At 69.9% G+C, this 24491-nt stretch carries 30 protein-coding genes and 1 tRNA gene; 15 read left to right on the top strand and 16 right to left on the bottom strand.

Going from position 1 to position 24491, the window contains the following annotated elements; translation table 11 throughout:
• Positions 1 to 62 precede the first annotated feature (62 nt).
• Positions 63 to 1415: a replicative DNA helicase gene (gene dnaB / locus ACZ6SA_RS39760; protein WP_465834095.1), complete on the top strand. Its 1353-nt coding sequence runs from the start codon at positions 63 to 65 to the stop codon at positions 1413 to 1415.
• Positions 1416 to 1451: 36 nt separating this feature from the next.
• Here dnaB and ACZ6SA_RS39755 read toward each other — a convergent pair whose 3' ends face one another.
• The 3 genes from ACZ6SA_RS39755 to ACZ6SA_RS39745 form a co-directional block, all read right to left on the bottom strand.
• Positions 1452 to 2624: a GDSL-type esterase/lipase family protein gene (locus ACZ6SA_RS39755; protein ID WP_347647533.1), complete on the bottom strand. Its 1173-nt coding sequence runs from the start codon at positions 2622 to 2624 to the stop codon at positions 1452 to 1454.
• 49 nt (positions 2625 to 2673) lie between these two features.
• Positions 2674 to 3243 (bottom strand): TetR/AcrR family transcriptional regulator, encoded by a 570-nt coding sequence (locus ACZ6SA_RS39750; RefSeq protein ID WP_347647534.1) that lies wholly within the window; start codon positions 3241 to 3243, stop codon positions 2674 to 2676.
• A gap of 78 nt (positions 3244 to 3321) precedes the next feature.
• Positions 3322 to 4104, bottom strand: a complete 783-nt coding sequence (locus ACZ6SA_RS39745) for an oxidoreductase (RefSeq protein ID WP_465834076.1) — start codon at positions 4102 to 4104, stop codon at positions 3322 to 3324.
• Positions 4105 to 4179: 75 nt separating this feature from the next.
• On the opposite strand from ACZ6SA_RS39745, the gene ACZ6SA_RS39740 reads away from it, so the two are divergent.
• Both ACZ6SA_RS39740 and ACZ6SA_RS39735 read left to right on the top strand, forming a co-directional pair.
• A complete protein-coding gene (locus ACZ6SA_RS39740; RefSeq protein WP_347647536.1) occupies positions 4180 to 4791 on the top strand; it encodes a TetR/AcrR family transcriptional regulator in 612 nt (203 codons plus the stop codon).
• A gap of 110 nt (positions 4792 to 4901) precedes the next feature.
• On the top strand, positions 4902 to 5354 hold the full coding sequence (locus tag ACZ6SA_RS39735) for a universal stress protein (RefSeq protein WP_347647537.1): 453 nt from the start codon (positions 4902 to 4904) through the stop codon (positions 5352 to 5354).
• Here the strand turns inward: ACZ6SA_RS39735 and soxR are convergent.
• Together soxR and ACZ6SA_RS39725 are read right to left on the bottom strand one after the other, a co-directional pair.
• Complete coding sequence (gene soxR / locus ACZ6SA_RS39730; RefSeq protein WP_347647538.1) at positions 5323 to 5847, bottom strand: redox-sensitive transcriptional activator SoxR; 525 nt, start codon at positions 5845 to 5847, stop codon at positions 5323 to 5325. The two genes, ACZ6SA_RS39735 and soxR, sit on opposite strands and share 32 nt — an antisense overlap.
• Positions 5848 to 5856: 9 nt before the next feature.
• Positions 5857 to 6288, bottom strand: coding sequence for an Lrp/AsnC family transcriptional regulator (locus ACZ6SA_RS39725; RefSeq protein WP_347647539.1), 432 nt, complete (start codon positions 6286 to 6288; stop codon positions 5857 to 5859).
• A 56-nt stretch (positions 6289 to 6344) separates the two neighbouring features.
• Between ACZ6SA_RS39725 and ACZ6SA_RS39720 the strand changes: the two genes are divergently transcribed.
• Positions 6345 to 7259, top strand: coding sequence for an SMP-30/gluconolactonase/LRE family protein (locus ACZ6SA_RS39720; RefSeq protein ID WP_347647540.1), 915 nt, complete (start codon positions 6345 to 6347; stop codon positions 7257 to 7259).
• A 2-nt stretch (positions 7260 to 7261) separates the two neighbouring features.
• Here the strand turns inward: ACZ6SA_RS39720 and ACZ6SA_RS39715 are convergent, their stop codons facing one another.
• Both ACZ6SA_RS39715 and ACZ6SA_RS39710 read right to left on the bottom strand, forming a co-directional pair.
• Positions 7262 to 7984: an ABC transporter permease gene (locus ACZ6SA_RS39715; RefSeq protein WP_347647712.1), complete on the bottom strand. Its 723-nt coding sequence runs from the start codon at positions 7982 to 7984 to the stop codon at positions 7262 to 7264.
• A 5-nt stretch (positions 7985 to 7989) separates the two neighbouring features.
• Positions 7990 to 8895: an ABC transporter ATP-binding protein gene (locus ACZ6SA_RS39710; protein ID WP_465834072.1), complete on the bottom strand. Its 906-nt coding sequence runs from the start codon at positions 8893 to 8895 to the stop codon at positions 7990 to 7992.
• 108 nt (positions 8896 to 9003) lie between these two features.
• On the opposite strand from ACZ6SA_RS39710, the gene ACZ6SA_RS39705 reads away from it, so the two are divergent.
• The 3 genes from ACZ6SA_RS39705 (at position 9004) to dnaN (ending at position 12267) form a co-directional block, all read left to right on the top strand.
• Entirely contained in the window at positions 9004 to 10431 is a 1428-nt protein-coding gene (locus tag ACZ6SA_RS39705; RefSeq protein WP_347647542.1) for a sensor histidine kinase, read from the top strand.
• The gene (locus ACZ6SA_RS39700) at positions 10431 to 11084 is read left to right on the top strand and encodes a response regulator transcription factor (protein ID WP_347647543.1); all 654 of its coding nucleotides are present in this window, start codon (positions 10431 to 10433) and stop codon (positions 11082 to 11084) included. The genes ACZ6SA_RS39705 and ACZ6SA_RS39700 overlap by 1 nt, the downstream gene beginning before the upstream one ends.
• Positions 11085 to 11169: 85 nt before the next feature.
• Positions 11170 to 12267, top strand: a complete 1098-nt coding sequence (gene dnaN / locus ACZ6SA_RS39695) for a DNA polymerase III subunit beta (protein ID WP_347647544.1) — start codon at positions 11170 to 11172, stop codon at positions 12265 to 12267.
• A 14-nt stretch (positions 12268 to 12281) separates the two neighbouring features.
• On the opposite strand, the gene ACZ6SA_RS39690 is transcribed toward dnaN, so the two are convergent.
• The 5 genes from ACZ6SA_RS39690 to upp form a co-directional block, all read right to left on the bottom strand.
• Positions 12282 to 12962: a FadR/GntR family transcriptional regulator gene (locus tag ACZ6SA_RS39690; RefSeq protein WP_347647545.1), complete on the bottom strand. Its 681-nt coding sequence runs from the start codon at positions 12960 to 12962 to the stop codon at positions 12282 to 12284.
• Between the two features lie 99 nt (positions 12963 to 13061).
• Positions 13062 to 14405, bottom strand: coding sequence for a helix-turn-helix domain-containing protein (locus ACZ6SA_RS39685; protein ID WP_465834069.1), 1344 nt, complete (start codon positions 14403 to 14405; stop codon positions 13062 to 13064).
• A 96-nt stretch (positions 14406 to 14501) separates the two neighbouring features.
• The gene (locus ACZ6SA_RS39680) at positions 14502 to 15035 is read right to left on the bottom strand and encodes a PH domain-containing protein (protein ID WP_347647547.1); all 534 of its coding nucleotides are present in this window, start codon (positions 15033 to 15035) and stop codon (positions 14502 to 14504) included.
• A gap of 251 nt (positions 15036 to 15286) precedes the next feature.
• Complete coding sequence (locus tag ACZ6SA_RS39675) at positions 15287 to 15511, bottom strand: hypothetical protein (RefSeq protein WP_443155964.1); 225 nt, start codon at positions 15509 to 15511, stop codon at positions 15287 to 15289.
• Between the two features lie 165 nt (positions 15512 to 15676).
• On the bottom strand, positions 15677 to 16315 hold the full coding sequence (upp, locus tag ACZ6SA_RS39670) for a uracil phosphoribosyltransferase (protein WP_347622978.1): 639 nt from the start codon (positions 16313 to 16315) through the stop codon (positions 15677 to 15679).
• 166 nt (positions 16316 to 16481) lie between these two features.
• Between upp and ACZ6SA_RS39665 the strand changes: the two genes are divergently transcribed.
• The 4 genes from ACZ6SA_RS39665 (at position 16482) to ACZ6SA_RS39650 (ending at position 18043) form a co-directional block, all read left to right on the top strand.
• Complete coding sequence (locus ACZ6SA_RS39665) at positions 16482 to 16997, top strand: tRNA adenosine deaminase-associated protein (protein ID WP_443155965.1); 516 nt, start codon at positions 16482 to 16484, stop codon at positions 16995 to 16997.
• A 17-nt stretch (positions 16998 to 17014) separates the two neighbouring features.
• Complete coding sequence (locus ACZ6SA_RS39660) at positions 17015 to 17491, top strand: tRNA adenosine deaminase-associated protein (RefSeq protein ID WP_347647548.1); 477 nt, start codon at positions 17015 to 17017, stop codon at positions 17489 to 17491.
• Complete coding sequence (tadA, locus tag ACZ6SA_RS39655) at positions 17488 to 17943, top strand: tRNA adenosine(34) deaminase TadA (protein ID WP_347622981.1); 456 nt, start codon at positions 17488 to 17490, stop codon at positions 17941 to 17943. The genes ACZ6SA_RS39660 and tadA overlap by 4 nt, the downstream gene beginning before the upstream one ends.
• Before the next feature lie 10 nt (positions 17944 to 17953).
• Positions 17954 to 18043 (top strand) — tRNA-Ser (locus ACZ6SA_RS39650).
• A 68-nt stretch (positions 18044 to 18111) separates the two neighbouring features.
• Here ACZ6SA_RS39650 and ACZ6SA_RS39645 read toward each other — a convergent pair.
• Together ACZ6SA_RS39645 and ypfJ are read right to left on the bottom strand one after the other, a co-directional pair.
• Positions 18112 to 18408 carry a type II toxin-antitoxin system VapB family antitoxin gene (locus ACZ6SA_RS39645; RefSeq protein WP_347647549.1) on the bottom strand — a complete coding sequence of 99 codons (297 nt, stop codon included), beginning with the start codon at positions 18406 to 18408 and terminating at the stop codon, positions 18112 to 18114.
• A 133-nt stretch (positions 18409 to 18541) separates the two neighbouring features.
• Entirely contained in the window at positions 18542 to 19501 is a 960-nt protein-coding gene (gene ypfJ / locus ACZ6SA_RS39640) for a KPN_02809 family neutral zinc metallopeptidase (protein WP_347647550.1), read from the bottom strand.
• Between the two features lie 94 nt (positions 19502 to 19595).
• On the opposite strand from ypfJ, the gene ACZ6SA_RS39635 reads away from it, so the two are divergent.
• Both ACZ6SA_RS39635 and ACZ6SA_RS39630 read left to right on the top strand, forming a co-directional pair.
• Positions 19596 to 20237, top strand: a complete 642-nt coding sequence (locus ACZ6SA_RS39635) for a LysE family translocator (RefSeq protein ID WP_465834064.1) — start codon at positions 19596 to 19598, stop codon at positions 20235 to 20237.
• 29 nt (positions 20238 to 20266) lie between these two features.
• On the top strand, positions 20267 to 21280 hold the full coding sequence (locus tag ACZ6SA_RS39630) for a phosphotransferase family protein (RefSeq protein ID WP_465834062.1): 1014 nt from the start codon (positions 20267 to 20269) through the stop codon (positions 21278 to 21280).
• A 14-nt stretch (positions 21281 to 21294) separates the two neighbouring features.
• Here the strand turns inward: ACZ6SA_RS39630 and ACZ6SA_RS39625 are convergent, their stop codons facing one another.
• Together ACZ6SA_RS39625 and ACZ6SA_RS39620 are read right to left on the bottom strand one after the other, a co-directional pair.
• Complete coding sequence (locus tag ACZ6SA_RS39625; protein WP_347647553.1) at positions 21295 to 21717, bottom strand: hypothetical protein; 423 nt, start codon at positions 21715 to 21717, stop codon at positions 21295 to 21297.
• An 85-nt stretch (positions 21718 to 21802) separates the two neighbouring features.
• Complete coding sequence (locus ACZ6SA_RS39620) at positions 21803 to 22717, bottom strand: endonuclease/exonuclease/phosphatase family protein (protein ID WP_465834060.1); 915 nt, start codon at positions 22715 to 22717, stop codon at positions 21803 to 21805.
• 127 nt (positions 22718 to 22844) lie between these two features.
• Between ACZ6SA_RS39620 and ACZ6SA_RS39615 the strand changes: the two genes are divergently transcribed.
• Positions 22845 to 23693, top strand: a complete 849-nt coding sequence (locus tag ACZ6SA_RS39615; RefSeq protein WP_347647555.1) for a TrmH family RNA methyltransferase — start codon at positions 22845 to 22847, stop codon at positions 23691 to 23693.
• Positions 23690 to 24439: an rRNA methyltransferase gene (locus tag ACZ6SA_RS39610; protein ID WP_465834058.1), complete on the top strand. Its 750-nt coding sequence runs from the start codon at positions 23690 to 23692 to the stop codon at positions 24437 to 24439. Before ACZ6SA_RS39615 ends, ACZ6SA_RS39610 begins: the two co-directional genes overlap by 4 nt.
• Positions 24440 to 24491 lie beyond the last annotated feature (52 nt).

Raw genomic sequence — 24491 nt, 5'->3', positions numbered from 1 at the left:
ACCGGTCGACTACAAGTGGGGGTGGTGCGACCGCCTGCGAGGTTCGAGGGGGCGCGGTGAGCATTGACGAAGAGACCGGTGGCGCAGGTCCAGGCTTCGAGCGCACCCCGCCGCACAACATCGACGCGGAGCAGTCGGTGCTCGGCGGCATGCTCCTGTCGAAGGACGCCATCGCCGACGTCGTGGAGATCCTGCGTTCCGACGACTTCTACCGCCCCGCCCACCAGATGGTCTACGACGTCATCACCGACCTCTACGGCCGGGGCGAGCCCGCCGACGCGGTCACCGTCTTCGACGAGCTGCAGAAGCGCGGTGAGATGGCCAGGGTCGGCGGCGCCGCCTACCTCCACACGCTCACGGCCGTCGTCCCCACCGCCGCCAACGCCGGCTACTACGCCAAGATCGTCCGGGAGCAGGCCATCCTCCGCCGCCTCATCGAGGCCGGCACCCGCATCGTCTCCTACGGCTACGGCGGCCAGAACGAAGAGGTCGACGACCTCGTCGACCGCGCCCAGGCCGAGATCTACAAGGTCACCGAGCGCCGCACGTCCGAGGACTACGCACCGCTGGCCGACATCATGCCCGGCGCCCTCGACGAGCTGGAGGCCATCGGCAGCCGCGGCGGCCAGATGGTCGGCGTGCCCACCGGCTTCCAGGACCTCGACCAGCTCACCAACGGCCTCCACCCCGGCCAGATGATCGTCGTGGCCGCCCGCCCGGCCATCGGCAAATCCACGCTCGGTCTGGATTTCGCCCGGTCTGCGGCTATCAAGCATGGGATGACCACGGTCATCTTCTCGCTGGAGATGTCCCGTAACGAGATCACCATGCGCCTGCTGTCCGCCGAGGCGAGGGTCGCGCTGCACGCCATGCGCTCCGGCATGATGGGCGACGACGACTGGACCCGCCTGGCCCGCCGGATGAGCGAGGTGGCGGAGGCGCCGCTGTTCATCGACGACTCGCCCAACATGTCGATGATGGAGATCCGGGCCAAGTGCCGGCGGCTCAAGCAGCGTAACGACCTGAGATTCGTGGTCATCGACTACCTCCAGCTGATGAGCTCGCCGAAGAGGGTCGAGAGCCGCCAGAACGAAGTCTCCGAGATCTCCCGTGCCATCAAGCTGCTGGCCAAGGAGCTCGAGGTCCCCGTCATCGCGATCTCCCAGCTCAACCGAGGCCCCGAACAACGCACCGACAAACGCCCCCAAGTGAGCGATCTGCGCGAAAGTGGTTCTATCGAGCAGGATGCCGACATGGTGATCCTTTTGCATCGGGAGGACGCTTACGAGCGTGAGTCGCCCAGGGCGGGCGAGGCCGACCTGATCGTGGCCAAGCACCGTAACGGCCCCACCGCCACCGTGACGGTGGCGTTCCAGGGCCACTACAGCCGGTTCGTCGACATGGCCCAGCACTAGCGGCTCGCCAAGGGCCGCGCGGCCGGGCCGGTGCCGTCAGCCGGTCTTCGCGGCGAAAGGGCCGCCGTCGCCGAAGACCAGCCGCGCGAAGTTCTCGCCGATGCGGCGGTGCCCTGCGGGATCGGGGTGGATCGCGTCGGGCAGCGGGAATTCGGCGTAGTCGCTCTCGCCGTACAGGGCACGGCCGTCGAGGTAGTGCAGGTTCGGGTCGTCGGCCCTACGCTGGTCGACGATCCGCGCGAGCTCGTCGCGGACGACGTTCAGTGTCAGGCGCCCGGCGGCGCGCTCTGCCGGGTCGCCCGTGGCCTTGAACCGCAGGGTCACGCCGTCGTAGTCGGGCGCGAGCGGGCCGGGGGTGTCCTCCTGGACCGGGCACAGGATGGGGGAGACGACCAGCAGCGGAGTGGTCGGATGCCCCTCGCGGATGGTGTCCAGGAAGCCGTGGACCGCGGGGGTGAAGGCACGCAGCCGCATCACGTCGCCGTTGACGACATTGATGCCGAGCTTGACGCTGATCAGGTCGGCGGGGGTGTCGCGCATCGCGCGGGCGGTGAACGGGTCCAGCAGCGCGCTGCCACCGAACCCCAGGTTGACCAGTTCCGCTTCGCCTCCGGCGGCTGCCAGGGCCGGCCAGGTCGCGGTCGGGTGGGCGGCGTTCGAGCCGTGGCTGATGGAGCTGCCGTGATGCAGCCACACCCTGCGCCCGCTGTCTCGTGCCGGCTCGACAGGGGCGTCGGTGCGCAAGGCGATCAGCTCGGTGATCTCCGTGTGCGGGAGCCAGATCTCGACGTCCTTGTCACCTGCGGGCAGGCCGGTGAACCGGGCGGTGCCGGCGGGTCCCTCACGCACCTCTGCGGACTGGGTGACCATGTCGGTGATCGTGTGGACTCGGCCGCCGGCCACCGTGGCCTGGGCGGCGAGGGTTCCCTCGACCAGCAGGTCGTACACGCCGTCGGCCGGGGGCGGGAACCCCTGGTAGACCCGCTTGGTGGGCAGGGTGTCCAGTTCGATCGTGGTGGCGCGGGTGCGGAGGGCCAACCGTACGCCGGAGGGCTGCGCCTCGGCCATGGCCAGCCGGTCGTCGGGGATCTGCCGGCGCGCCCGGGCGGGCAGCCGGTGCGGCAGCAGGCCGTGCGCGGTCGTCTCCACGTCGAGGAAACCGCGCAGCAGGTCCGCGGTGACGGGCGTGGTGATCCAATCGGTGATCATTATCTCTGCCGTTCTTCGAAGCGTTCATCCGCCGTCGCGACGGTGCGGGTCAGGACGTGGCCCGGTCGCGGAGCAGGGCGTCGAGGGAGTCCAGGATCCAGGCCCAGGACTCCTGCGTGCCGACGGGAGTGTGGCTGAAGCCTCCGGCCGTCTCCAGGCTGACGTAGCCGTGGAAGACGCTGCCCAGCATCCGGACCGCGTGCGTCTGGTCCGGCTCGGTCAGGTCGTAGCCGCGCAGGATCGCCCGCGTCATCTGCGAGTGCCGTACGCCGGCGCTGGCGGCCGCCGTCTCGGGGTCGAGCCGGAGCCGGGCGGCGGCGTAGCGGCCGGGGTGTTCGCGTGCGTAGTCACGGTAGGCGTCCGCGAATGCGGCCAGGGCGTCCTTGCCGGCACGCCCGGCCAGGGCGGCGGCCACTCGGTCGGCGAGTTCTTCCAGGGCGAACAGGGCGATCCTGGTCTTGAGCTCCTGGGAGTTCTTGACGTGCGAGTAGAGGCTCGCGACCTTGACGTCGAACCGCCGGGCGAGCTCAGAAACGGTCACCTGGTCGAAGCCGACCTCGTCGGCCAGTTCCGCTCCTGCCCGGGTCAGCCGTTCGGGGGTCAGCCCTGCTCTCACCATAAGCTTCCTCCTGTCTGCCGACAACTATAAGGCATTTGCCTAATAGCTTTAGGCAAATGCCGACCCGGAGGCGGGCGGTCACACCGCCGGGATGATTCCTCCGTCCACCCGGAACTGGGCGCCGGTGAGCCACTTCGCCCGGGGCGCCCGGGGGGAGGCGAGGAAGGCGATCATCTCCGCGACGTCCTCGGGCTCGCCCGGCCGCCCCATCGGCACGTCGAGGTGGTCGACGATCCGCTGCTTGAGCTCCTCCAGGCCGGTGCCCTGCCTGTCGGCGATCCGCTGGAGGTGCTCCGTCGCGCCCTCCGTGGTGACGAAACCGGGCAGGACACACACCACGCGTACGCCATGCTTGCCCACGTCGATGGCGAGTTCGCGGCTGTAGGCGTTGAGCGCCGCCTTGGCCGCCGCGTACGAGGCGTCGGACGGTTGCGGCAGGCGGCTCGCGATCGACGAGACGTGCACGACCACCCCTGAGCCCCGCTCCACCATCCCCGGCACCAGGGCCCGGTCGAGACGGACGGCGCTGAGCAGGTTCATGTCGAGGTCGGAGCGCCATGCCTCGTCGGAACGCTCCAACGTCGGTATCGCTCCGGTCGTCGCGCCCGCGTTGTTGACCAGCACGTCGACGCCGCCGACGGTGTCGATCACCCTCTGGGCGAGTTCCGCCACGCCCTGCGCGCTCGCGAGGTCCGCGCGGATGAAGATGCCGGGAGACCCCTCCGGGGGCACGCTTCGCGAGGCGGTCAGCACGTTCGCTCCGGCTTCGGCGAAGCGGCGGGCGGTGGCCGCCCCCAGGCCGCGGCTCGCGCCGGTGACCAGCACGCGCAGGCCCCTGAGGCCTTCTTCTGGCACTGTCATGACTCCTGCTCCTTCGATAAAGTGAACCGGACTCCGGAAACTATACTGAACCCGACTCACCTTATGGAGGGACTGTTGTCATCGTCACGGTCACTGCGTGCCGACGCCCAGCGGAACCGGGCCGCTCTGCTCGCCGCGGCACGTGCCGCCTTCATCGCCGGCGAGGACGGTGCTCACGTCGAGGACATCGCCCGTCGGGCGGGCGTCGCCGTCGGCACGCTCTACCGCCACTTCGAGACGCGCGAAGCCCTCGTCGAGGAGGTCTACCGGCAGGAGGTCGCCGAACTCTGCGCGGCGCCGCCGAGACTCCTGGAGCAGCACGCCCCTGGCGAGGCCCTGCGGCGATTCCTGCTCCTGCTGGTGGAGCACGCCGCGATCGGCAAGGGAATGGGCGCCGCGCTGGCGAGCATCATGGCGACGGACTCCCCGGTCTTCGACGACGCGCGCTCACAGATGGCCGCCAGTCTCGACCGCCTGCTCGCCGCCGGATCTGCGGCAGGCGCGATCCGTACCGACACCAACGGCAAGACTCTCCTGCGCGCCATGGGCGGCGTCTGCAACCTGCGCGCCACGGAGGGCTGGCGTGAGAACGCCACCCGGATCACCGCGCTCCTCTTCGACGGCCTTCGCTACCCCGCCGACATCGCGGCACGCGATGGCGGGGACGCCGATCCCGTCCGCCCGTGACGGTGTGACCAAGCAGACAGCGGGCCCCGGAATGGCGCCCGATCGCTTCGGTGCTTCACCGGTGGAGCTTCGGTGCTCTGCTGAAAGAGCGAAGCGAAGGGAAGAACGCCATGACCATCCTTGTCGCCTACGACGGCTCGGCCGACTCGCGCGCCGCCATCGAGTTCGCGGCCAAGCACCTGACCGCCCAGCCCACCGTCGTGGTCACGGTGTGGGAGCCGCTGCTCGTTCAGATCAAGAGACATCCGCTGGCCGCGGCGGCGTTCGACGCGGGTGCCGAGGACGCGGCCCACGCGCAGGCCGAGCAGCACGCCAAGGCGGGGGCCGAGCTGGCGATCGCGGGAGGGATGGCCGACGTCACCTATCGGGCGGTGGCCGACAACGAGTCGATCTGGAAGAAGATCGTGGACGTGGCGGACGAGATCGACGCCTCCCTCGTCGTCATCGGCTCGCGCGGCCTGGCGGGGGTCAGATCGGTGCTGCTCGGCAGCGTCTCCAACCATGTGCTGCACCACGCGGGCCGGCCAACGCTCATCGTCCCCCCGCGGAAGGAGCCGTCGTAGCGGCACCTGTGTCACAGCAACCCGTCTGAGGCGGGCACAGCCGGGTGTCGATGCGCCGCGCGCCCGGCCCTTCGTCGCCCAGCCGATCGTACGGGTTGGCCACCGGGCACCGGTCCAGCGACAGGCAGCCGCACCCGATGCACTCGGTGAGGTCGTCGCGCAGCCGCTGCAGCTGCTCGATGCGGTCGTCGAGCTCGCCGCGCCAGGCGGCCGACAGCCTGGCCCAGTCGTCGCGGGTGGGGGTGCGCTCGTCGGGCAGCCGGCTGAGGGCGTCCTTGATGGTCTTCAGGGGGATGCCGATGCGCTGCGCCAGCCTGATGAAGGCGACCCTGCGCAGGCTGTCGCGGGTGTAGCGGCGCTGGTTTCCGGACGTACGGCGGCTCGTGATGAGGCCCTTGGACTCGTAGAAGTGCAGGGCGGAGACGGCGACGCCACTGCGCTCGGCGAGCTGGCCTACGGTGAGCTCTCGTGTGTTCCAGGCGACCTTCGTCATACCTGGAGTTTACTTGAGGGTCCGTTCGAAGAGGGTCTGCAGGACGACGACCGTCTGCGTGCCCGTCACCCCGTCCACCTGGAAGACCTGGCGCAGCAGGTCCTGCAGTTCCTTGGGCCCGCTCGTACGCACCTTGAGCAGCACCGACGCGGGCCCGGCGATGACGTGCGCCTCCTCGATCTCCGGGATCGCGGCCAGCCTGTCCCCGCTGTCGCCCATCCACGTGTTGCCGTCGACCAGCACGTACGCGGTCACCGTGCGCCCGAGCGCCTCCTGGTCGACCTCGATCGTCGTGCGCCTGATGACGCCGCGCTCGCGCAGCTTGCGCACGCGTTCGTGCGCGGCGCCGCTGGACAGCCCCACCGCCTTGCCGAGCATCGCGTACGACCGCGTCGCGTCGTCCTGGAGCAGGCCGATCAGCATTCTGTCGATATCGTCCACGGCAAGATGATATATCGTAGTTCGTCGGAAGATCCGAACTACGTATGGTGGATGACATGACGGACACGATCCCCACTGAGTTCGAGGTGCTCGACGAGCGGTTCGCCGCCATCGGAGGAGACGACAGGGTCGAACGCCTCCACACCGGCACCCGCTGGGCGGAGGGCCCGGTCTACTTCCCGGCCGGCCGGTTCCTCGTCTGGAGCGACATCCCCAACGAACGCATGCTCCGCTGGGACGAGACGACCGGCGCGGTCGGGGTCTTCCGGCAACCGTCCGGCTACTCCAACGGCAACACCCTCGACCGCGAGGGCCGGTTGATCACCTGCGAGCACGGCAACCGCCGGGTCACCCGCACCGAGCACGACGGCTCGATCACGGTGATCGCCGACCGCTGGCAGGGCAGGCGGTTCAACAGCCCCAACGACGCGGTCGTGCGCTCCGACGGCTCCGTCTGGTTCACCGACCCGCCGTACGGCATCCTCAGCGACTACGAGGGCCACGCGGCCGAGCAGGAGATCGACGGCTGCCACGTCTATCGCGCGGATCCGGCGACGGGCGAGGTCCGCATCGTGGCCGACGACTTCGTCCGGCCCAACGGCCTGGCCTTCTCGCTGGACGAGAGCCGGCTCTACGTCGCCGACACGCGGGCCAGGCACGTACGCGTGTTCGACGTGCGCGACGACGGCTCCCTCGCGGGCGGCGAGGTGTTCGCCGAGGGCACCGAGAGCGACAACTTCGACGGGATCCGCCTCGACAACACCGGCCGCGTCTGGACCGCGGCGGGCAAGGCGGTGCTCTGCTACGACCCCGACGGCACGCTGATCGGCCGCCTCAGGCTGCCCGAGTTCACCGCCAACCTGGTGTTCGGCGGGCCCAAGCGCAACCGCATGTTCATCACGGCCTCGACCTCGCTCTACTCGCTGATGAGCAACGTGACCGGCGCGCCGCCTGTCTGGGCCGCGCGCTAGCCTCACTCCCACCGGAAGAGCCGTACGGCCAGCCCACCGAAGATCACCAGTCCGGCGGCCACCACCGCGAGGTGCCCGAGCTCGGGAGACTGTCCGGCCCAGGCGTCCTTGAGCGCCTGGGCGAACGGCCCCGCCACGGAGAAGTCGCTGACGGCGCGCAGCGCGTCCGGCATGATGTCGCGCGGCACCCACATCCCGCCCAGGAACATCAGCGGGAACATCACCACGGCGCCGATGCCCGGAGCGGTCTTGCCGTTCGGCGCGAGGGCGGCGATCACCAGCCCGATGGCCAGCAGCGCGGCGCTGCCGAGCAGGAGCACGAGGACGAAGACCACCGGCTGCCCCGGCAGCGGCGAGCCGAACACCACGGCCGCGGCCGAGATGAGGATGGCCGCGGACACCACGCCGACGACCAGGTTGATCAGCAGTTGCACGCCGAGCAGCCGCACCGGATGCACGGGCGTGGTGGACATCCGCCTGAGCACGCCCCGCTCGCGGTAGGTGGTGAGCACCGCGGGCAGGATGTTGCAGGCGAGCGTGAGCAGTGCGAGCAGCGTCATCATGCTGGGCATCTGCGTGTCCATCGGCCGCTCGCCCGACGCGTTCGCCTCGGTCATGAACGGGATGCTGAGGCCGAGTACGAGCAGGAGGCCGACCGGCAGCCCGACGGTGAACAACAACGACGGCCAGTCACGCAGGTAGAGCCTGGTCTCCACGATCAGCATCTTCTTCACGTGAGCTTCCTTCCGGTGAGCGCGAGGAACGCGTCGTCGAGTGTGGCCTGCTCGATACGCAGGTCTCCGGGCACGATCTGCTGCTGGGCGAGCGCCAGGGTGACGGTGGGGGCGAGGTTGCCGGAGCCGGTCACCACGATCTGGTCGCCGCTCCTGGTGACCCCGCGCACTTCGGGCAGGGCGAGCAGCACGGCGTCGTCGACGGGCGCGGACGGCCGGAACTTCACCCGCTGCTCATCGCCCACCTGCGCGATGAGCCCCGACGGCGTGTCGGTGGCGGCGACCCTGCCGGCGTCGATGAGCGCGAGCCGGTCGCAGAGGCGTTCGGCCTCCTCCATGAAGTGGGTGACGAGCACGATCGTCACCCCGGAATCGCGTACCTGCTCGACGAGCTCCCAGGTGTCCCTGCGGGCCTGCGGGTCGAGCCCTGTCGTCAGCTCGTCGAGCACCGCCACGCGCGGCCTGCCCACCAGCGCGAGCGCGACCGACAACCGCTGACGCTGCCCGCCGGAGAGCTCCTTGAACAGGGTGTCGCGCTTGCCGCCGAGCCCGACCTGCTCGATCAGCTCGGACCAGTCCGCGGGGTCGGGGTAGTAGGAGGCGTACAGGTCCATGGCCTCCCGCACCTTGATCTTCTCCGGCAGCTCGGCGCTCTGCAGCTGCATGCCCAGCACCCGCCGCAGCTCGATCCGGTCACGCTGGGGGTCGAGCCCCGCCACCTGTACGGTGCCGCCGTCCGGCGCCCGCAGGCCCGCGACGCACTCCACCGTCGTGGTCTTTCCCGCGCCGTTCGGGCCGAGAATGCCGAAGATCTCGCCCTCCGCCACCTCGAAGGACACGTCCTCGACCGCCACGTGGTTCGGATACTGCTTGCGCAGGTTCCTGACCTCGATGATTTTCATGCCATCGACGCTAGGAAGCCGTGCTCTTCCGGGGAATCCGGGTGGATGCCCGCCAAGGGTGTACTTAGATGCAGTGACCCTGGCGCGGCGTTGCCCCAGACTGGAGGCATGCTTCGAAGCTTCGGCCGGATTCTGGTGCTCCTCGCGCTTCTTGTCCTCGAGGTGCCCGCGATCCCGCTGGCCGGGCTCATGATGTTGCTGACGTTCGGCCTGGGCATGGTCTTCCTGTTCCCGTGGCAGGTGATGATGGTCCGGCGCCTGGCGGAGCTGAACCGGCGGCTGATGCGCAGGTGGACGGACATCGAGATCGAGCCCCCGTACCTGCCGGCACCGCCGCCCCCGGTGCCGCAGGCCGACGGCATGTACCGCTCCGACCGCACCCTCTACAAGACGCCACGGATCCCGGAGTGGAACAACCGGTGGAAGTGGCTGCTGTCCGACCCGGGCTCGTGGCGGGACCTGCTCTGGCTGGTGCTCGACGTGGTGGTGAAGCCGCTGCTGGTGCCGCTGTTCATCGTGCTTCCCGCGCGCGGGCTGCGCCTCTACGCGCAGTGGAGCGAGCTGCTGCTCGGCGCGACCACCGCCAGCCGCCTGGCGGGCCAGGTGAGCCATCTCAAGCGCACCCGCAACCTGGCCAACGACTCCCAGGCGGCCGAGATGCGCAGGATCGAGCGCGACCTGCACGACGGCACGCAGGCCAGGCTGGTGGCCATCGGCATGACACTGGGCGCCGTTGAGCAACTCGTCGACAAGGACCCCACGGCGGCCAAGGCGCTGCTGGCCAAGGCCAGGGACGCCTCCTCCGAGACGCTGACGGAGCTGCGCCAGGTCATCCGGGGCATCCACCCGCCGGTGCTGGCCGAGCGCGGGCTGGCCGACGCCATCCGCGCGCTCGCCATGGACAGCCCGATGGACGTCACCGTGGACGTCGACCTGCCCCACCGGCCCGACGCGCCGGTGGAGGCGGCGGTCTACTTCGCGGTCAGCGAGCTGCTCTCCAACGCGGCGCGGCACGGCAACGCCCGCAAGGTGCTGGTCGACGTCAGCGCCAACGGCCCTCACCTGCGCATCTCGGTCACCGACGACGGCATGGGCGGCGCCGACCCGTCGAAGGGCACCGGTCTTTCCGGCATCGAACGGCGGCTGGCCGCCTTCGACGGCGTGCTCGCCCTGTCCAGCCCGCCGGGCGGGCCCACCACCGTGACGATGGAGATGCCCCGGGTGCTGCCCGAGCACTGGGCGGGCGACCTGCACAAGATGCCGCGCTGGAAGACGGTGGCGGTCGTCATGTTGTGGGCGACGGCCTGGTGCCCGACGATGCCGCAGGGGGTCGTGGCGGGCGTCTTCAAGGCCTTGGGCGTCGAGCAGAAGACCTGGTTCCTCGCGCTGTACATGCCGGAGTTCTGGCAGTGGCCTACGATCATTGGCATGATCACGGTGGGTCTCGTCATGCACGTCCTGGCCATCCGGATCCCGGCCGCCCACAACCGCGAGCGCTTGCTCGCCGGCGAGCAAGCGGCCAAGGTGTTCTGCTGATGAAGAACCGCGTGCTCGTCGCCGAAGACCTCTACCTGCTCAGAGACGGGCTGGTCCACCTGCTCCAGGCCCACGGCTTCATGGTCGTCGCGGCCGTGGAGAGCGGGCCCGAGCTGCTCAAGGGCCTGGTGGAGCTGCGCCCTGACGTCTCGATCGTCGACGTGCGCCTGCCGCCCACGTTCACCGACGAAGGGCTGAAGGCGGCGCTGGCGGCCAGGGAGAAGGTGCCGGGCCTGCCGGTCCTCGTGCTGTCCCAGCACGTCGAGCAGCTCTACGCCCGCGAGCTGCTGGCCGACGGCTCGGGCGGGATCGGCTACCTGCTGAAGGACCGCGTCTTCAACGCCGAGCAGTTCGTCGACGCCGTACGCCGGGTCGCCGAGGGCGGCACGGCCATGGACCCCGAGGTGATCGCCAAGCTGCTGGCCAGCAACGCCAGGGACGAGCCGCTGGCCGCGCTGACGCCCCGCGAGCGCGAGGTGCTGGAGGCCATGGCCGAGGGCCGGTCCAACGCGGCCATCTCCCAGCGCCTCTACCTCAGCGAGAGCGCCGTGGCCAAGCACACGGCCTCCATCTTCGGCAAGCTCGGCCTGGCGCCGTCCGACGACGACAACCGGCGGGTGCTGGCCGTGCTCGCTTACCTCAACAGCCGTTAGCCGTAGTGACCACGGCGGCCCGCCACGAGTTGTCGGTCGTAGCGGCTATTTTCGTAGGGGCACGGCGACGAAGAGGTGGTAACAGGTGAAGATCCGGGTTAACCGCGATGTTTTGGCAGATGCGGTGGCGTGGGCCGCCCGTGTCCTGCCCAGCCGCCCTGTGGTGCCTGTCCTGTCCGGGTTGCTGCTGGAGGCGGGTGACGAGCTCACCCTGTCCGCGTTCGACTACGACGTCTCCGCGCGGGCCGCGGTCGACGCCGACGTGGCCGAGACGGGCAGCGTGCTGATCCCCGGCCGGTTGCTGGCCGAGATCAGCCGGAGCCTGCCCGCCGACGACGTCGAGATCGTCACCGAGGGCGCCGAGGCGGTGTTGACCTGCGGCAGCGCCGAGTTCGGGCTGATCACGATGCCGGTCGAGGATTTCCCGACCATGCCGGCCATGCCGCCGAGCGTCGGAGCGATCGGCGGCGGCGTGTTCGCCTCCGCCGTCGGGCAGGTCGCGCCGGCGGCCAGCCGCGACGACACGCTGCCCATGCTCACCGGCATCAGGGTCGACATCGAGGGCGAGTCGGTGGCGATGGCGGCGACCGACCGCTATCGCATCGCCGCCCGCGACTTCACCTGGCGCCCGGTCGCCTCCGACGTCGCCGTCTCCGCGATGGTGCCGGCGCGGGTGCTGGTCGAGGTGGCCAGGTCGCTGCGCGGCGGCGAGGTGTCGGTCTCGATGGGCGACGGGGTCGCCGGGTTCGAGAGCGTCGGCCGCAGCACGACCGTGCGCCTGCTCGACGAGCAGTTCATCGACTATCGCGCGAGGCTGACCGACGACTGGTCGATCAGGGCCGACGTGGCCGTGGCGCCGTTCGTCAACGCGATCAAGCGGGTGGCGCTGGTGGCCGAGCGCAACACCGCGATCCGGCTGTCGTTCAGCCAGGGCCAGGTGCTCATCCAGGCCGGTGGCGGCGACATCGGGCGCGGCACCGAGGTGGTCGAGTGCGAGCTGCGCGGCGACGACATCCAGATCGCCTTCCAGTCGCAGTTCCTGCTCGACGGGCTGACCGGCATCGAGAGCGAGCTGGCGCGCATCAACATGGAGTCGCCCACCAGGCCCGCCCTCATCCAGGACGTGCCCGGCGACGCCGAGCCCGCCTTCCGCTACCTCGTCATGTCGCTGCGCCAGTCATGACTCCTGCCTGACGTTCAGGCTTCGGCTTCGGTGAGGGCGATGAGGATGTGCTCCATGCAGGCGTGCCCGGCCCGCTCGGCGGCGGAGGCGTCGCCGGCGGCGATGGCCCTGGCGATCGCGTCGTGGGGGATGTAGCTCTTGTTCAGCGACGTGCCCGCGGCCGTGATGCTGGCCCGCAGCGCCGCGGAGAAGTCCTCGTAGAGGTCGATCAGCACCAGGTTGTGCGTGGCGTGCGCGACCGCCATGTGGAAGGCCAGGTCGGCCTCCACGAAGAGATCGGGGTCGTCCAGCTCCCAGGCCCGGTCGCGCTCGGCCAGCGCCGCCTCGATGCGCTCGATGTCCTCGTCAGTGCGCCGGGTGGCGGCAAGGCGCGCCGATTCGACCTCGAGCGCGCGGCGCACCTCGAAGATCTCGAGCTGCTCGGCCTGGCGCAACCGCCGCAACATCGCGCCGGACAGCTCGCTGGTGGCCCGGACGTAGGTGCCGTCGCCCTGGCGGCATTCGAGCAGCCCGGCGTGCGTGAGCGCGCGTACGGCCTCCCGAACGGTGTTGCGACCAACACCGAGCTGCTCAGCAAGCACCGTCTCGGTAGGGATCTTGCCGTTCATCGGCCACGTCCCTGAGGTGATCTGCTCCTTGAGCTGATCGATCACCTGGTCGACGAGCGAAGCTCGCTGCGCCGTACGCAGACTCACAGTCCGCCTCCTCCGGGAAACCAATCATCCTATGAGTGAATGACTGGTAGACCCTAATTATTCCAGACTCGAAAAGCCAAATCTGGAGCTCCCGGAGGTTCAGCGAGAAACTGTGGCGTCGACCGTCACCCCCGCCATGGCGGAGCGGACTCCGGCCGACTCGAGCGCCTTGTGGTAGGCCGCGGTCTGCTGGGTCACGGATCCCATCCTGCCGTAGAGGTCGCCCAGCTCGCGCCAGCAGCGTGCGGCCTGCCGATCGGAGCCGAACACCGGCCGGTCGAGCCCGGCGAGCAGGCCCTGCGCGTCGCGCACGTGGGCCGCGGCGTCGCCGCCCAGGTCGAGCGCGACGGTGGCCAGCACGAGGTGCGCCTCGGCGGCAGTCGTGCCCAACCGGTCGTGCGACAGCCCGAGGGCCACCGTGGCGAGCTCGCCGGCGCGCGCCGGGTCGCCGGCCCGCAGCCGGACCCGCGCGTGCACCACAAGGCTCTCGCCGTGCTCGCGGACGGTGCCGGAGAAGGCGGCGAACGCCTCGGAGGCGGCCGTGACGAGCCGCTCGGCCTCGTCGATGTCCGCCGTGGGCAGCCGCGACCAGTGCATGGCGGCCCGCGCGAGCTGCAGCGCCAGCCGCGTCTCGCGCCCGGCCATGATCGCGTCGTCGGCCAGGCTGACGGCCAGCGCGGAGTCCTCGCCCGCGGCGGCGGCCGAGCTCGCCTCCCACAGCGCCCTGATCTCTCCGGAACGGTCCACAACCTGTGGGACACCGGTCGCGTCGAGCACGCTCTTGACGTAGTCGAGCTCGGGAGAGTCGTCTTCGCGCTCGCTGCGCGACTCCACCAGCGCGGTGGCCAGGTCGATGGCGACCTCACCCTGGGTGATGGACAGCCGCTCGGCCTGCCGCAGCGCGGAGACCGCGAGATCGTGGGCGCGCAGCCGGTCGCCCGCCCGCTGGTAGCAGCGGCTCAGCGAGATGGCGAGCGGCAGGTCGGCCAGCCGCTCGGGGTGAGCCGACGCCTCCCTGCGCAGGCGCTCGAAGGCCTCCACGGCCTGGCCGAGCCGGCCCTGCGCCTCCAGAGCGCGCGCCCTGCCGAAGCGGGCGTGCGCGGTCAGCATGGCGTTTTCCTCGTCGGCCGCCTTCACGATCTCCGTGAAACGGTCGGCGGCTGTGGACGGGTCGCCGTGCTGCAACTCCAGCTCGGCATGGCGCAGCCCCAGCTCGGTGTCGATCCGCTGGCGGGGCTCGATCCCGTGCAGCAGGAACTCGGTCGTGCAGCCGAGTCGCTCGGCGAGCAGCCGGGCCACGACAGGAGTCGGCGTGCGCTTGCCCGACTCTATGAGCGAGACATAACTGTCAGACAGGTCGGGTCCGGCCAGTTGGGCCTGGGACATCCGCCTGTTCAGCCGCAGTCCTCGGACGCGGTCACCGATGGTTCCCTGACTCGGCATCTCATCTCTCAAGGCGGGGAAGGGTCAACAACACGCAATGATTGCATGAAGTAGCCGAATCGGGTATCCCCGCGTGAAGAATTCCCCGCAGGGAGATTAATCGTCGCCGTCGTCCTTGCCGGGGAAAAGCATCTGGCAGACCTCGAGGTACAGGGTCTCCGGATACGGGATGTACTCGACCGTTGACAGTGCCTGGTCCTGACCTGCCGACTCCAGGATGAACTCACCGTAACCGAGCATGCGCCCAAGCAGAGATCTTTGGAAGCTCATGTCGGTGACCTTGCCCAAGGGCATCATCGCGACCTTGCGGGTGATGAGCCCGGTGGTCAGCAACATTCGTGTGGACGTCACCACAAAGTAATCGACCGACCACTCCGCCACTTTCCATACGAAACGGATCAGTAGCAGGAGCCACAGCCACCAGACGACGACGAGCGCCGTGCCACCCGCCTCGGCGCCGCCGAAGAAGCTGCTGAGCAACCCGGCGACGACGAGGCCGCCGAAGACCTCGGCGACCGGACGGAGCAGGATGGCAGGGTGCCGCCGCACCATGAGGACCTGTTGTTCGTGGGGGAGGAGGTAGCGGTTGACCGACGACGGAGCGGAGTCCCCGTGGGTCACAAGTCTCATGCGAGGCTGTTCACGAATTGGGCCAGCGAGTCGGCCGCGTTGAACACCGTGTCGAACGCTCCCCTCACCGCATCCGCGGCGTCAGCTGGTCGCGCGAACAGGTAGTACGCGACAAATGCGATACCACCGTATGTGAGGACTTTTTTGACCTGCACTGTCGCCTCCGTGCCACTTACCCACTCCACCCACCGTCTACATTACCCACCCGGGTGCCCGGGTAAAGGTAACTTGGCGGGTATGTTCGGATCTTGCTAACCACGTTCGCTGGCCACCAGAGCCAGCACGTGTAGGTGCTTACGCGCGATGCGCTCCACGAGGCTGGGATGGGCGTAGCCAGTGACCTCCAGCGCGCCGTAGTGCGCTGCTTCGACACAGCGCGTTACGGTGGTCGAGGAATGGATGCCGGCGAACTCGTCGCGCAGCAGCGCCTCTACCTCCGCGTACGGCATCGGATCGGCCTTGGTGTGATCGTTCACGAGAACACCTCGGCACCGGGCATGTCGCTCATCGTGCTCCCCCACGCGCAATGCGGAAGTTGCCTTCCTGTCTCTTCGTACCCACTCAACCACAGTATGTAACGAAGTGACGACTCCGCGTGACGGAAAAAGGACTTTTCGCGACAGTGCTTCTGCTCACACCGCTCAGACCACGCCGTAGAGCCGGTCGCCGGCGTCGCCGAGCCCCGGCACGATGTAGCCGTTGTCGTTGAGCCGTTCGTCGAGCGCGGCGGTCACCACGCGGATCGGCTTGCCGGAGCTGGCGAACACCTTGTCCATGTGGGCCAGGCCCTCGGGCGCGGCCAGCAGGCAGATGGCCGTGACGTCGACGGCTCCCCTGTCGAAGAGGAACTGCACGGCCGCCGCCAGCGTGCCGCCGGTGGCGAGCATGGGGTCGACCACGAAGCACTGGCGCCCGGACAGGTCGTCGGGCAACCGCGTGGCATAGGTCTCCGCCTGCAGCGTCGACTCGTTGCGGATCATGCCGAGGAACCCGACCTCGGCCGTCGGCAGCAGCCGGGTCATGCCGTCGAGCATGCCGAGCCCCGCGCGCAGGATGGGCACGACCAGCGGGTGCGGCTTGGCCAGCCGGACGCCGTGGGCGGGGGAGACAGGCGTGTCGACCGTGACGTCGGTGACGCGCACGTCACGGGTGGCCTCGTACGCGAGCAGCGTCACCAGCTCGTCGGCGAGCCTGCGGAACGTCGGCGAGTCGGTGCGGACATCACGCAGCGCGGTCAGCTTGTGTGCCACGAGCGGATGGTCGACGACGAGGGTTTCCATAGAGGACCACGCTATCTCGTGACGGCTGGGGACGCAGATGGTGCTGCGTAGGGCCGCTCACCTCATCGGTTTTGATCACAATTTGGTCGGAGAGGCACACGGCCGGTGGCCGACTCTGGAACCATGAGGTGTTGGTGATATCTGTCGTGTCAGAGGTCGGGTGGAGATGGCGATGACAGACGAAGACGCTCTCGACTTCGCCATCGTGGTTTATCGCGAGGACGATCGCTGGGATGCCGGGCTGTTGCCCAGCACGCTCACGTCCGACTTGAAGGGGCTGATCCACGCCCTCAGGCAGCAGCCCAGTGAGAGCAGCACGATCGGCCTGGTCGCCGTGGGCGACGAGTTCTTCGTGGCGCTGCGGGTCCTGGGCGAGCGGGTCGAGGTGTTCCTGTCCGACATCGCCGCCTCGTGGGACTTCCCGCTGGCGGAGCAGGTGCTCGACTACCTCGACGTGCCCGTCCCCGACGAGGAGGAGCTCGACGAGATCCTCCAGGACGAGGAGACCGTGCTTCCCGCCGGAGATCTGTCGATCTTCGCCGATCTCGGGTTGGACGAGATGGAGCTGGGCATCCTCTCCGGCGACATTGACCTGCTGCCCGAAGACGTGTTGTCCAGCATCGCTGCCCGGCTCGGCTTCTCCGAGCCGTTCGAGCGGGCCATCGAATCGGTCTTCGGCTGACCCCCTGGAGCGCGGACATGGCGGCCAACACCTTCTCTGCGGCTTTTGTCAGGACTTCTGATGGTTGGAGCGGCGCCGAGGTCGATCTGGATGACGCCGAGATCGTCGACGACTTCGGTGACGCCGTCATGGAGACGCTGGGGCTCGCGGGCGACGAGCTCGCTCTGCTCTGCGTCGAGGTGGAGGACGAGTGGTTCGCCCTCGTCCGCTACCGCGGCGACGACGAGCCGCGCGTCTTCCTGTCCGACGTGCACGCGGTCGTCTCCCACAGCCTGGGCGAGCTCTTCGCCGAGTTCGCCGGAGTGGTCCCGGAAAAGGAGGGCAACGGCCTCGGGGTGCGCCCTGCCGGCGACTTCGAGCTGCTCAGCGACCTCGGGCTGAGCTCGGAAGAGCTGCTGGAGCTGAGCGTGGAAGAGGGCATGCTGCCCGCCGACATCCTGTCGGTGATCGCCGAGCGGCTGTCGTTCGCCGACGAGCTCGACCGGTTGCGGTGACCCACGAGGAGGCCATGCGCCTGGCCCTGGCGGAGGCCGCCACGGCCGGCGACAGGGGAGAGATCCCCGTGGGAGCCGTCGTGCTCGACCAGTTCGGCGAGGTCCTGGCCGCGGCGGGCAACGACCGCGAGTCGTCCGCCGACCCGACCGCCCACGCCGAGGTGCTCGCGCTCCGCCGGGCCGCCGCCCGCCGCGGCCAGTGGCGGCTGACCGGCTGCACGCTCGTGGTGACCCTCGAGCCCTGCACGATGTGCGCGGGCGCCGCGGTGCTGGCGCGGGTCGACAGGATCGTGTACGGCGCCGTCGACGAGAAGGGCGGCGCCGTGGGCTCGCTCTGGGACGTCGTACGCGATCGCCGGCTCAACCACCGGCCCGAGGTCGTCATGGGGGTCCTGGCCGCCGAGTGCTCCGCCGTACTAAAGCGGTTCTTCGCTACTCGCAGGATCCGGTAAGCTCGTTCGCGGTGGTGTCGCCTAGTGGCCGAGGGCGCACGCCTCGAAAGCGTGTGATGGGGCAACTCATCCGTGGGTTCAAATCCCACCACCACCGCCATCCGCCCAAGGGCCTCCGAGATCTCGGGGGCCCTTTCGCGTGCCCGCGCACCGGGGCGCGGGCAGCGCTCATTCGGGCAGCTCCAGGACCCTGGCGTGCAGGATCGATCGTTGGTGGAGCGCGGCGCGCAACGCGCGGTGCAGGCCGTCCTCCAGATAGAGCTCGCCTTGCCACTGCACCACGTGCGGGAAGAGATCACCATAGAACGTGGAGTCGGCGGCGAGCAGCGAATGCAGGTCCAGCATGGCCTTCGTGGTGATCAACGAGTCGAGCCGGACCTGCCGTGGCGGGATCTGCGCCCACTCTCGGGGCGTCAAACCGTGTTCGGGATAAGGGCGTCCGTCGCCGACAAGCTTGAAGATCACCCCCCTGATTTTAGGAGAGAATCCGAATCCTCGCGTTATCCACGGTGCGTCGGCCCAGCTGAGCACGCGCATACGAGTTTTCCCGGCCCTGTGGGAAAAGGGGTTTCCCGCGCTTCTTGATCGGCTTTTCGGCTCAGATGTCCCCCGAGAAGGTGTCGCACTGCCGGGGCCGGCCGCTCTCATATCCTCTGCTGAACCATTTCGCGCGCTGCCGTGAGGTGCCGTGCGTGAAGGCGTCGGGGTTCACCCGGCCCTGGGAGCGCCGCTGGATGCTGTCGTCGCCGACCGCCGCGGCCGCGCTGAGTGCCTGGTGGATGTCGGCCTTGGAGAAGGGCTCCTGGTAGAAGCCGGTCCTGACCGCGTTGCGCGCCCAGACGCCCGCGTAGCAGTCGGCCTGGAGTTCCAGGCGTACGGACGCGCTGCCGGCGCCGGGCAGGCCGGCGCCGCCCAGCCGTTCCATGGTGCCGAGCAGGTTCTGTACGTGGTGGCCGTACTCGTGGGCGACGACGTACGCCTGCGCGAAAGGTCCGCCTTCGGCGCCGTAGTCCCGCTGGAGGGCGTCGAAGAACGTCAGATCCAGGTAGACCTTGCGGTCGGGCGGGCAGTAGAAGGGCCCGACGGCGGAGTTCGCCGTGCCGCAACCGGTGCTGACCGTCCGGGAGAACAGCACGGTCCTGGCCGGCCGGTACACCATCTGGCCCTGCCGCCCGAACTCGTCCCGCCAGTACGACTGGATGCTGTTGACCGTGCCGACGATGCGGCAGTCCTCGGACTGGTCGGCGTCGGCGCCGGTCCGGCAGCGTTCGGCCAGGTTGCCGCTGCGGCTCGGTGAGAGGGCCGGAGGGCCGCTCGGCGCCTGCCCGTCACGCTGCTCGCCATCCTGCCGGCCGCTCTCGTCGCCCTCGAACGGCGAGGGGACGATCCCGAACAGGAGCAGCCCGGCCACCGCCAGGGCCAGCGTCAGGCAGCCGCCGCGCCGGCCGAGGGGCACCATGCAGCCGCCGGGCATGCCGCCACCGCGTGGTCGGGGGCGCGTGGCGCGTGCGTCCTCGACCTGCGACGGGTCGAGCGGCGCGTCGTCATCGAATTGCATGTCACCTCCGCAAGGGTCATCCCCAGTAGTTCGGCGAATACGCAGGGTGGCCAGCGAAGGTGTTTTTTATGGATATACCGGATAATCTACCGACATGACGGTAGGAATAATCGGGATTGCGCTGGTCTCCCTGGGCATGGTTCTCACACCCGGCCCCAACATGGTCTATTTGATCTCACGCTCGATCGCCCAAGGCCGCAGGGCCGGCCTGATCTCCCTCGCCGGAGTCGTCCTCGGCTTCACCGTCTATCTGGCGGCGACGTGCCTCGGGTTGACGGCCTTCTTCGCGTACGTGCCGGCCGCGTACACCGCGCTCAAGCTGGCCGGCGCCGCCTACCTGCTCTGGCTGGCCTGGAACGCCGTCAAGCCCGGCGGCACGTCGGCCTTCCGGCCGCGCGACCTCCCGGCGGAGCGGCCGGCCAGGCTGTTCGGCATGGGCCTGCTGACGTGCCTGCTCAACCCCAAGATCGCCATCCTGTACCTGTCGCTGCTCCCGCAGTTCATCGACCCGTCGATGGGCCACGTGCTGCTGCAGAGCCTCGCGCTGGGCTCCGCGCAGATCGTGGTCGCCACCACGGTCAACGGCCTGATCGCGGTCTCGGCGGGGGCGCTGGCCGCGTTCCTGGCCGGCCGCCCGGCCTGGCTGCGCGTGCAGCGCTACATCATGGGCAGCCTGCTCGGCGGCTTCGCCGTACTCATGGCGACCGACCGCTCCAAGGCGCTCGCCCCCGCCTGAGCCACGCGGTCGCGGAGCGCGGGAAAAGGATGAGACCTCGGAGCGGCGGTCTGTCAGCATGCACGCTCACGGACGACTTCGAGCCGACCCGCGCGACCCTGGCCGCCATCGCCGCCCGGCACGGGAGCCCTGCCGAGACCGTGCGCCCGACGCACTCCGGCGTGGCCAACCGGGCCTACCTGCTCGGCGACGACCTGGTGTTGCGGATCCCGCGCACCGAGCGGTTCCTGGCCGATCTCGCGAAGGAGGCGGCGGTCATCCCCGCCGCCCGGCGCCTCGGCGTACGGACTCCCGACGTGGTGACCTTCGACGACACCTGCACCGAGGTGGACGTGCCCTACATGGTCCTTGAGCGGGTGCGGGGAGCCGACCTCGAGCGGCTCGACCTGCCCGCGGACCGGGCGGAGCAGGTCTACCGGCAGGTGGGACGGGAACTCGCCAGGCTGCACCGGCTGCCCGCAGACGCCGGCCTGTCCGCCGTCCCCCGGGACGGGAGCCCCGGGGATCCGCGGGTGCTCGTGGACCGGCTCCGCGCCGACGGCTGGATCGACGCCGACACCGCCCGCTGGCTCACCGGGTGGTTCGACGCGCTCAGCCCGTACGTTCCCGCCGAACCGCCCATGGTGCTGGTGCACGGCGACATCGCCCCGCAGAACCTGCTCGCCGCGGAACGAGGGGCCGTACTGACCGGCATCGTGGACTGGGGCGACGCGCAGTGGGCCGACCCGGCGATCGAGTTCGCCAAGACACCGCTGGGCGCCGTGCCCGCCATGCTCGACGGATACTCCCAGGAGGCCGGCGAGGGCACCTCGGTGCGCTCCTGGGAGGGGCGGGTGTTGTGGGTCCACCTCGTCTGGGCCCTCGGCCGCCTGGCGGATCCCGTACCGAAGCCAGGAGAGCGCCACTGGACCGCGCCGCCGGCCAGCCGGCTCCTGGGCCTTCTGCGCTTCTTCGCGTCCGATCCGCCGTCGCCCTGGGCGGATCTCGTCCGGGCGGCGCCCCCGGCTCCGCGAAGCGCGTCCGGGGAGGCGGGCCTGGGCTGAGCGTTCGGGGGAGTTCAGCGGCCCGGCCGGAGCAGGCGGCCGGCCTCTCTCACGCGATGGGCCAGCCTGTGCCGGTTACCCCAGAGGTGCACGCCCGCGGTGACCAGAAAGGCCACGGTCGCCGTGCTGTGCCACGGCCTGGCGGCCGGTACGCCGCTCCACTGCACGAGGCCGGTGACGGTCAGCGCGATGCCTGCGGCCAGCAGCAGGCCGTCCCGTATCCCGACGCGCCGCATCGTCCCCCGCAGCCCTCGCCGTGACAGCAGCCGGCGGGCCGTACGCTTGATCCAGCCACGCTGGTCGACCAGGTGCAGGCCGACCGCCGAGGCCACCGCCAGCCCGATCACGCTGTGGATGCTCAGGCCGCCGGGCAGGACGCCGATCAGGAACAGGTCGGCGAGCACCAGCACGAGCATCGCCGGATAGATCCAGGACATCCTGGACCGTGCCGGTTTTGGGCGACTTTCTCCCATCCGCACACCTTAGCCGTACCCAACGGGGCGGCCACGGCCGGCGCCGCACTCACGCTCCCGGCAGGTAGCCGATCAGGGGCGCGTGGTCGGAGTATCCGTTCGGCGGGCCGCTGTCCGGCTCGTTCGCGGTGCGGTCCATGAGCGACTGGTCGGCGTCGCAGGAGGTGAAGCGCCTGCTCGTGCCGGCCTTGGTGGCGAAGACGTGGTCGCGCTTGCGGTAGACGTGCTTGCCGTTGGTCCAGGCGTGGTGGGTGACCTCGTTGCGCTTCGCGCCGCCTGCGTCGCACTCCTCGTACGCGCTGGACAGCGGCCGCAGCTCCGCCGAGCCGGGGAACAGGTTGAAGTCGCCGCCGAGCACCACGTCGAGGCCGCCTGCGGACACCGCGGTCTTGATGTTCCTGACCTGCTGCGGACGGCGTGGGTCCGCGGGGTCGGCGAGCACGTGGGTGGTGCAGATCCGGGTGCCGGTCCAGTTCGCCGTACGCACGCACAGCGTCGGCAGGGTCTGCTTGCTCTTTCCCGTGGTGTCGGGGGGCAGCGTCTGCGTGACCTTGGTATCGGTGATCCGCGACCTGACCGCGATGCCGAGGCCGAGGTTGCCCGACAGGGAGCCACGGCAGTCGACGCGGCCGTCGGGGCGAGCGCCGTCGGCTCGGGCGAAGGACCAGCCGGGGCCGAGGGCCGCCTTCAACAGCTCCATGTGGCTGTCGGCGGCGACACCGCAGACCTCCTGGAGCAGCACCACGTTCGCCTTGTGCTCGGACACGAGACCGGCGATCTGCTGCACCTTCTTGTCCGGTTCATTGCGGTACGGGCAGTAGCCGGCGTCGCCGCGTTCGCCGCCCGCCTCGCCGCAGATGTTCCATGAGATGACGCGGAGCTCCGGCGCCGCGGCGGCGGGCAGGGACAGAAGCGGCACGGCCAGCACCACGGCCGCTCCCGCCCATAGGGATTTCGTGAACATGGGGCGCAGCGTAGACAAGAGCGATTTCGGTTTGTTTTAGGAGCGGCGGCGCCCCGCGCACGTCGTAGCGCATGGCCCACGCCGTCGACGGTTGGCCGTCGCCTGGGGTCCTATTCTGGAGAGCGTGATGAACCGGGGACGATCGGTGTCGGGGGAGCTGCACATCACGCGTGCCAACGCACGGTTCCAGCAGTGGCAGGCGCTGCTGGGCAACCGGGCCAAGCGGCAGCGGGCCGGAGAGTTCCTGATCCAGGGGGTGCGCCCGATCAGCCTGGCGGTCGAGTTCGGCTGGCCGGTGCGTGCGCTCATCTATGACGCCGAGCGGCCGCTGTCCACCTGGGCGAAGCAGGTGTTGAAGGTGGCCGGCGGCGGGCGGGTGGCCATGTCCGCCGAGCTGCTGCGGGAGCTGGGCGGCAAGGACGAGGACACGCCCGAGCTGGTGGCGGTGGCCGAGCTGCCGGACGACGAGCTGTCCCGCGTCCAGGCGGGGCCGTCCTTCCTGGGCGCGGTGTTCGACCGGCCGAACAACCCCGGCAACATCGGGACGATGGCACGCTCGCTGGACGCGTTCGGCGGAAAAGGGCTGATCATCACCGGCCACGCCGCCGACCCCTACGACCCCCGATCCGTGCGTGCATCCACCGGGTCGCTGCTCGCGCTGCCGGTGGTGCGCTGCCATTCGCACCGGGAGGTGCTGGCGTGGGTCGCGGAGCTACGCGACCAGGGGCTGCCACTGACGGTGGTGGGCACCGACGAGAACGGCACTCCCGACCTCGCCGACCTGGACCTGACCGGCCCCACCCTGCTGGTCTTCGGTAACGAGACCACCGGGCTGAGCGCGGGATGGCGGCAGGCGTGCGACACGATGGCGCGCATCCCGATGTCCGGCTCGGCCAGTTCGCTGAACGCCGCCAGCGCGGCGACCGTGGCGTTGTACGAGGCCGCCCGCCAGCGCGGGGCGAGCCGCCCCCGATGAGCTACCGCCACGCGACCGTACGGACCGACTACCGCGACCTGTCCAGCGGCTCGGTGCTGCACTCCGCCGCGGGGTTTCCCGCTTTCCCCATCCGGCTGGCCAGCGAGATCCTCCAGCGCGCGCTGGCCCTGCGTGGCGGCGACCGGCCCGCCGTGGTCTGGGATCCATGCTGCGGCAGCGGCTACCTCCTGACCGTTCTGGCGTTGTCGCACCGGAGCCGGATCGCCTCCGTGCTGGCCTCCGACCTCGACCCCGAAGCGCTGAGCCTCGCCGGTCGCAATCTCGCCCTGCTGAGCCGGGCCGGCCTGGCCGCCCGCGCCGCCGACCTCGAGGCACGCTCCGTCCGCTTCGGCAAGCCGGCCTACGGCGCGGCGGCGCATGCCGCCCACCGGCTCGCCGCCGAGCTCGACGCCGCCGGAGGAGATGTGCCGCACGCCGTGCGCCAGGCCGACGTGTTCGACCCCGACCAGCTCCGGCGGGCACTCGGGCACCCTGTGCCCGACATCGTGATCACCGACGTCCCCTACGGCGAACAGACCCGCTGGCACGGCTCCGGGGCGACGGCGGGAGTCACCGGCATGGTCGCCGCCCTGACGGCGGTGCTCCCGCCTGGCAGCGTGATCGCGGTGACCGTACGAGGCCGCAAGGTTCCCGTGGACCACGGGACACGGCCCCGGACGTCCTTCAAGATCGGCACTCGGGCGGTCGCGTTGTTCCGGACCTCCGCCCCTGAACAGATCCGCTGACTCCCGGGTGGCCGGTTCAGTCCCCAATGACATGCACGCCGGGCTCAGTGCC

Source organism: Nonomuraea sp. NPDC049378 (genome assembly GCF_055586745.1).
Note: the sequence above shows the minus strand (reverse complement) of the source record. Positions and strands in the feature narration are given on the sequence as shown.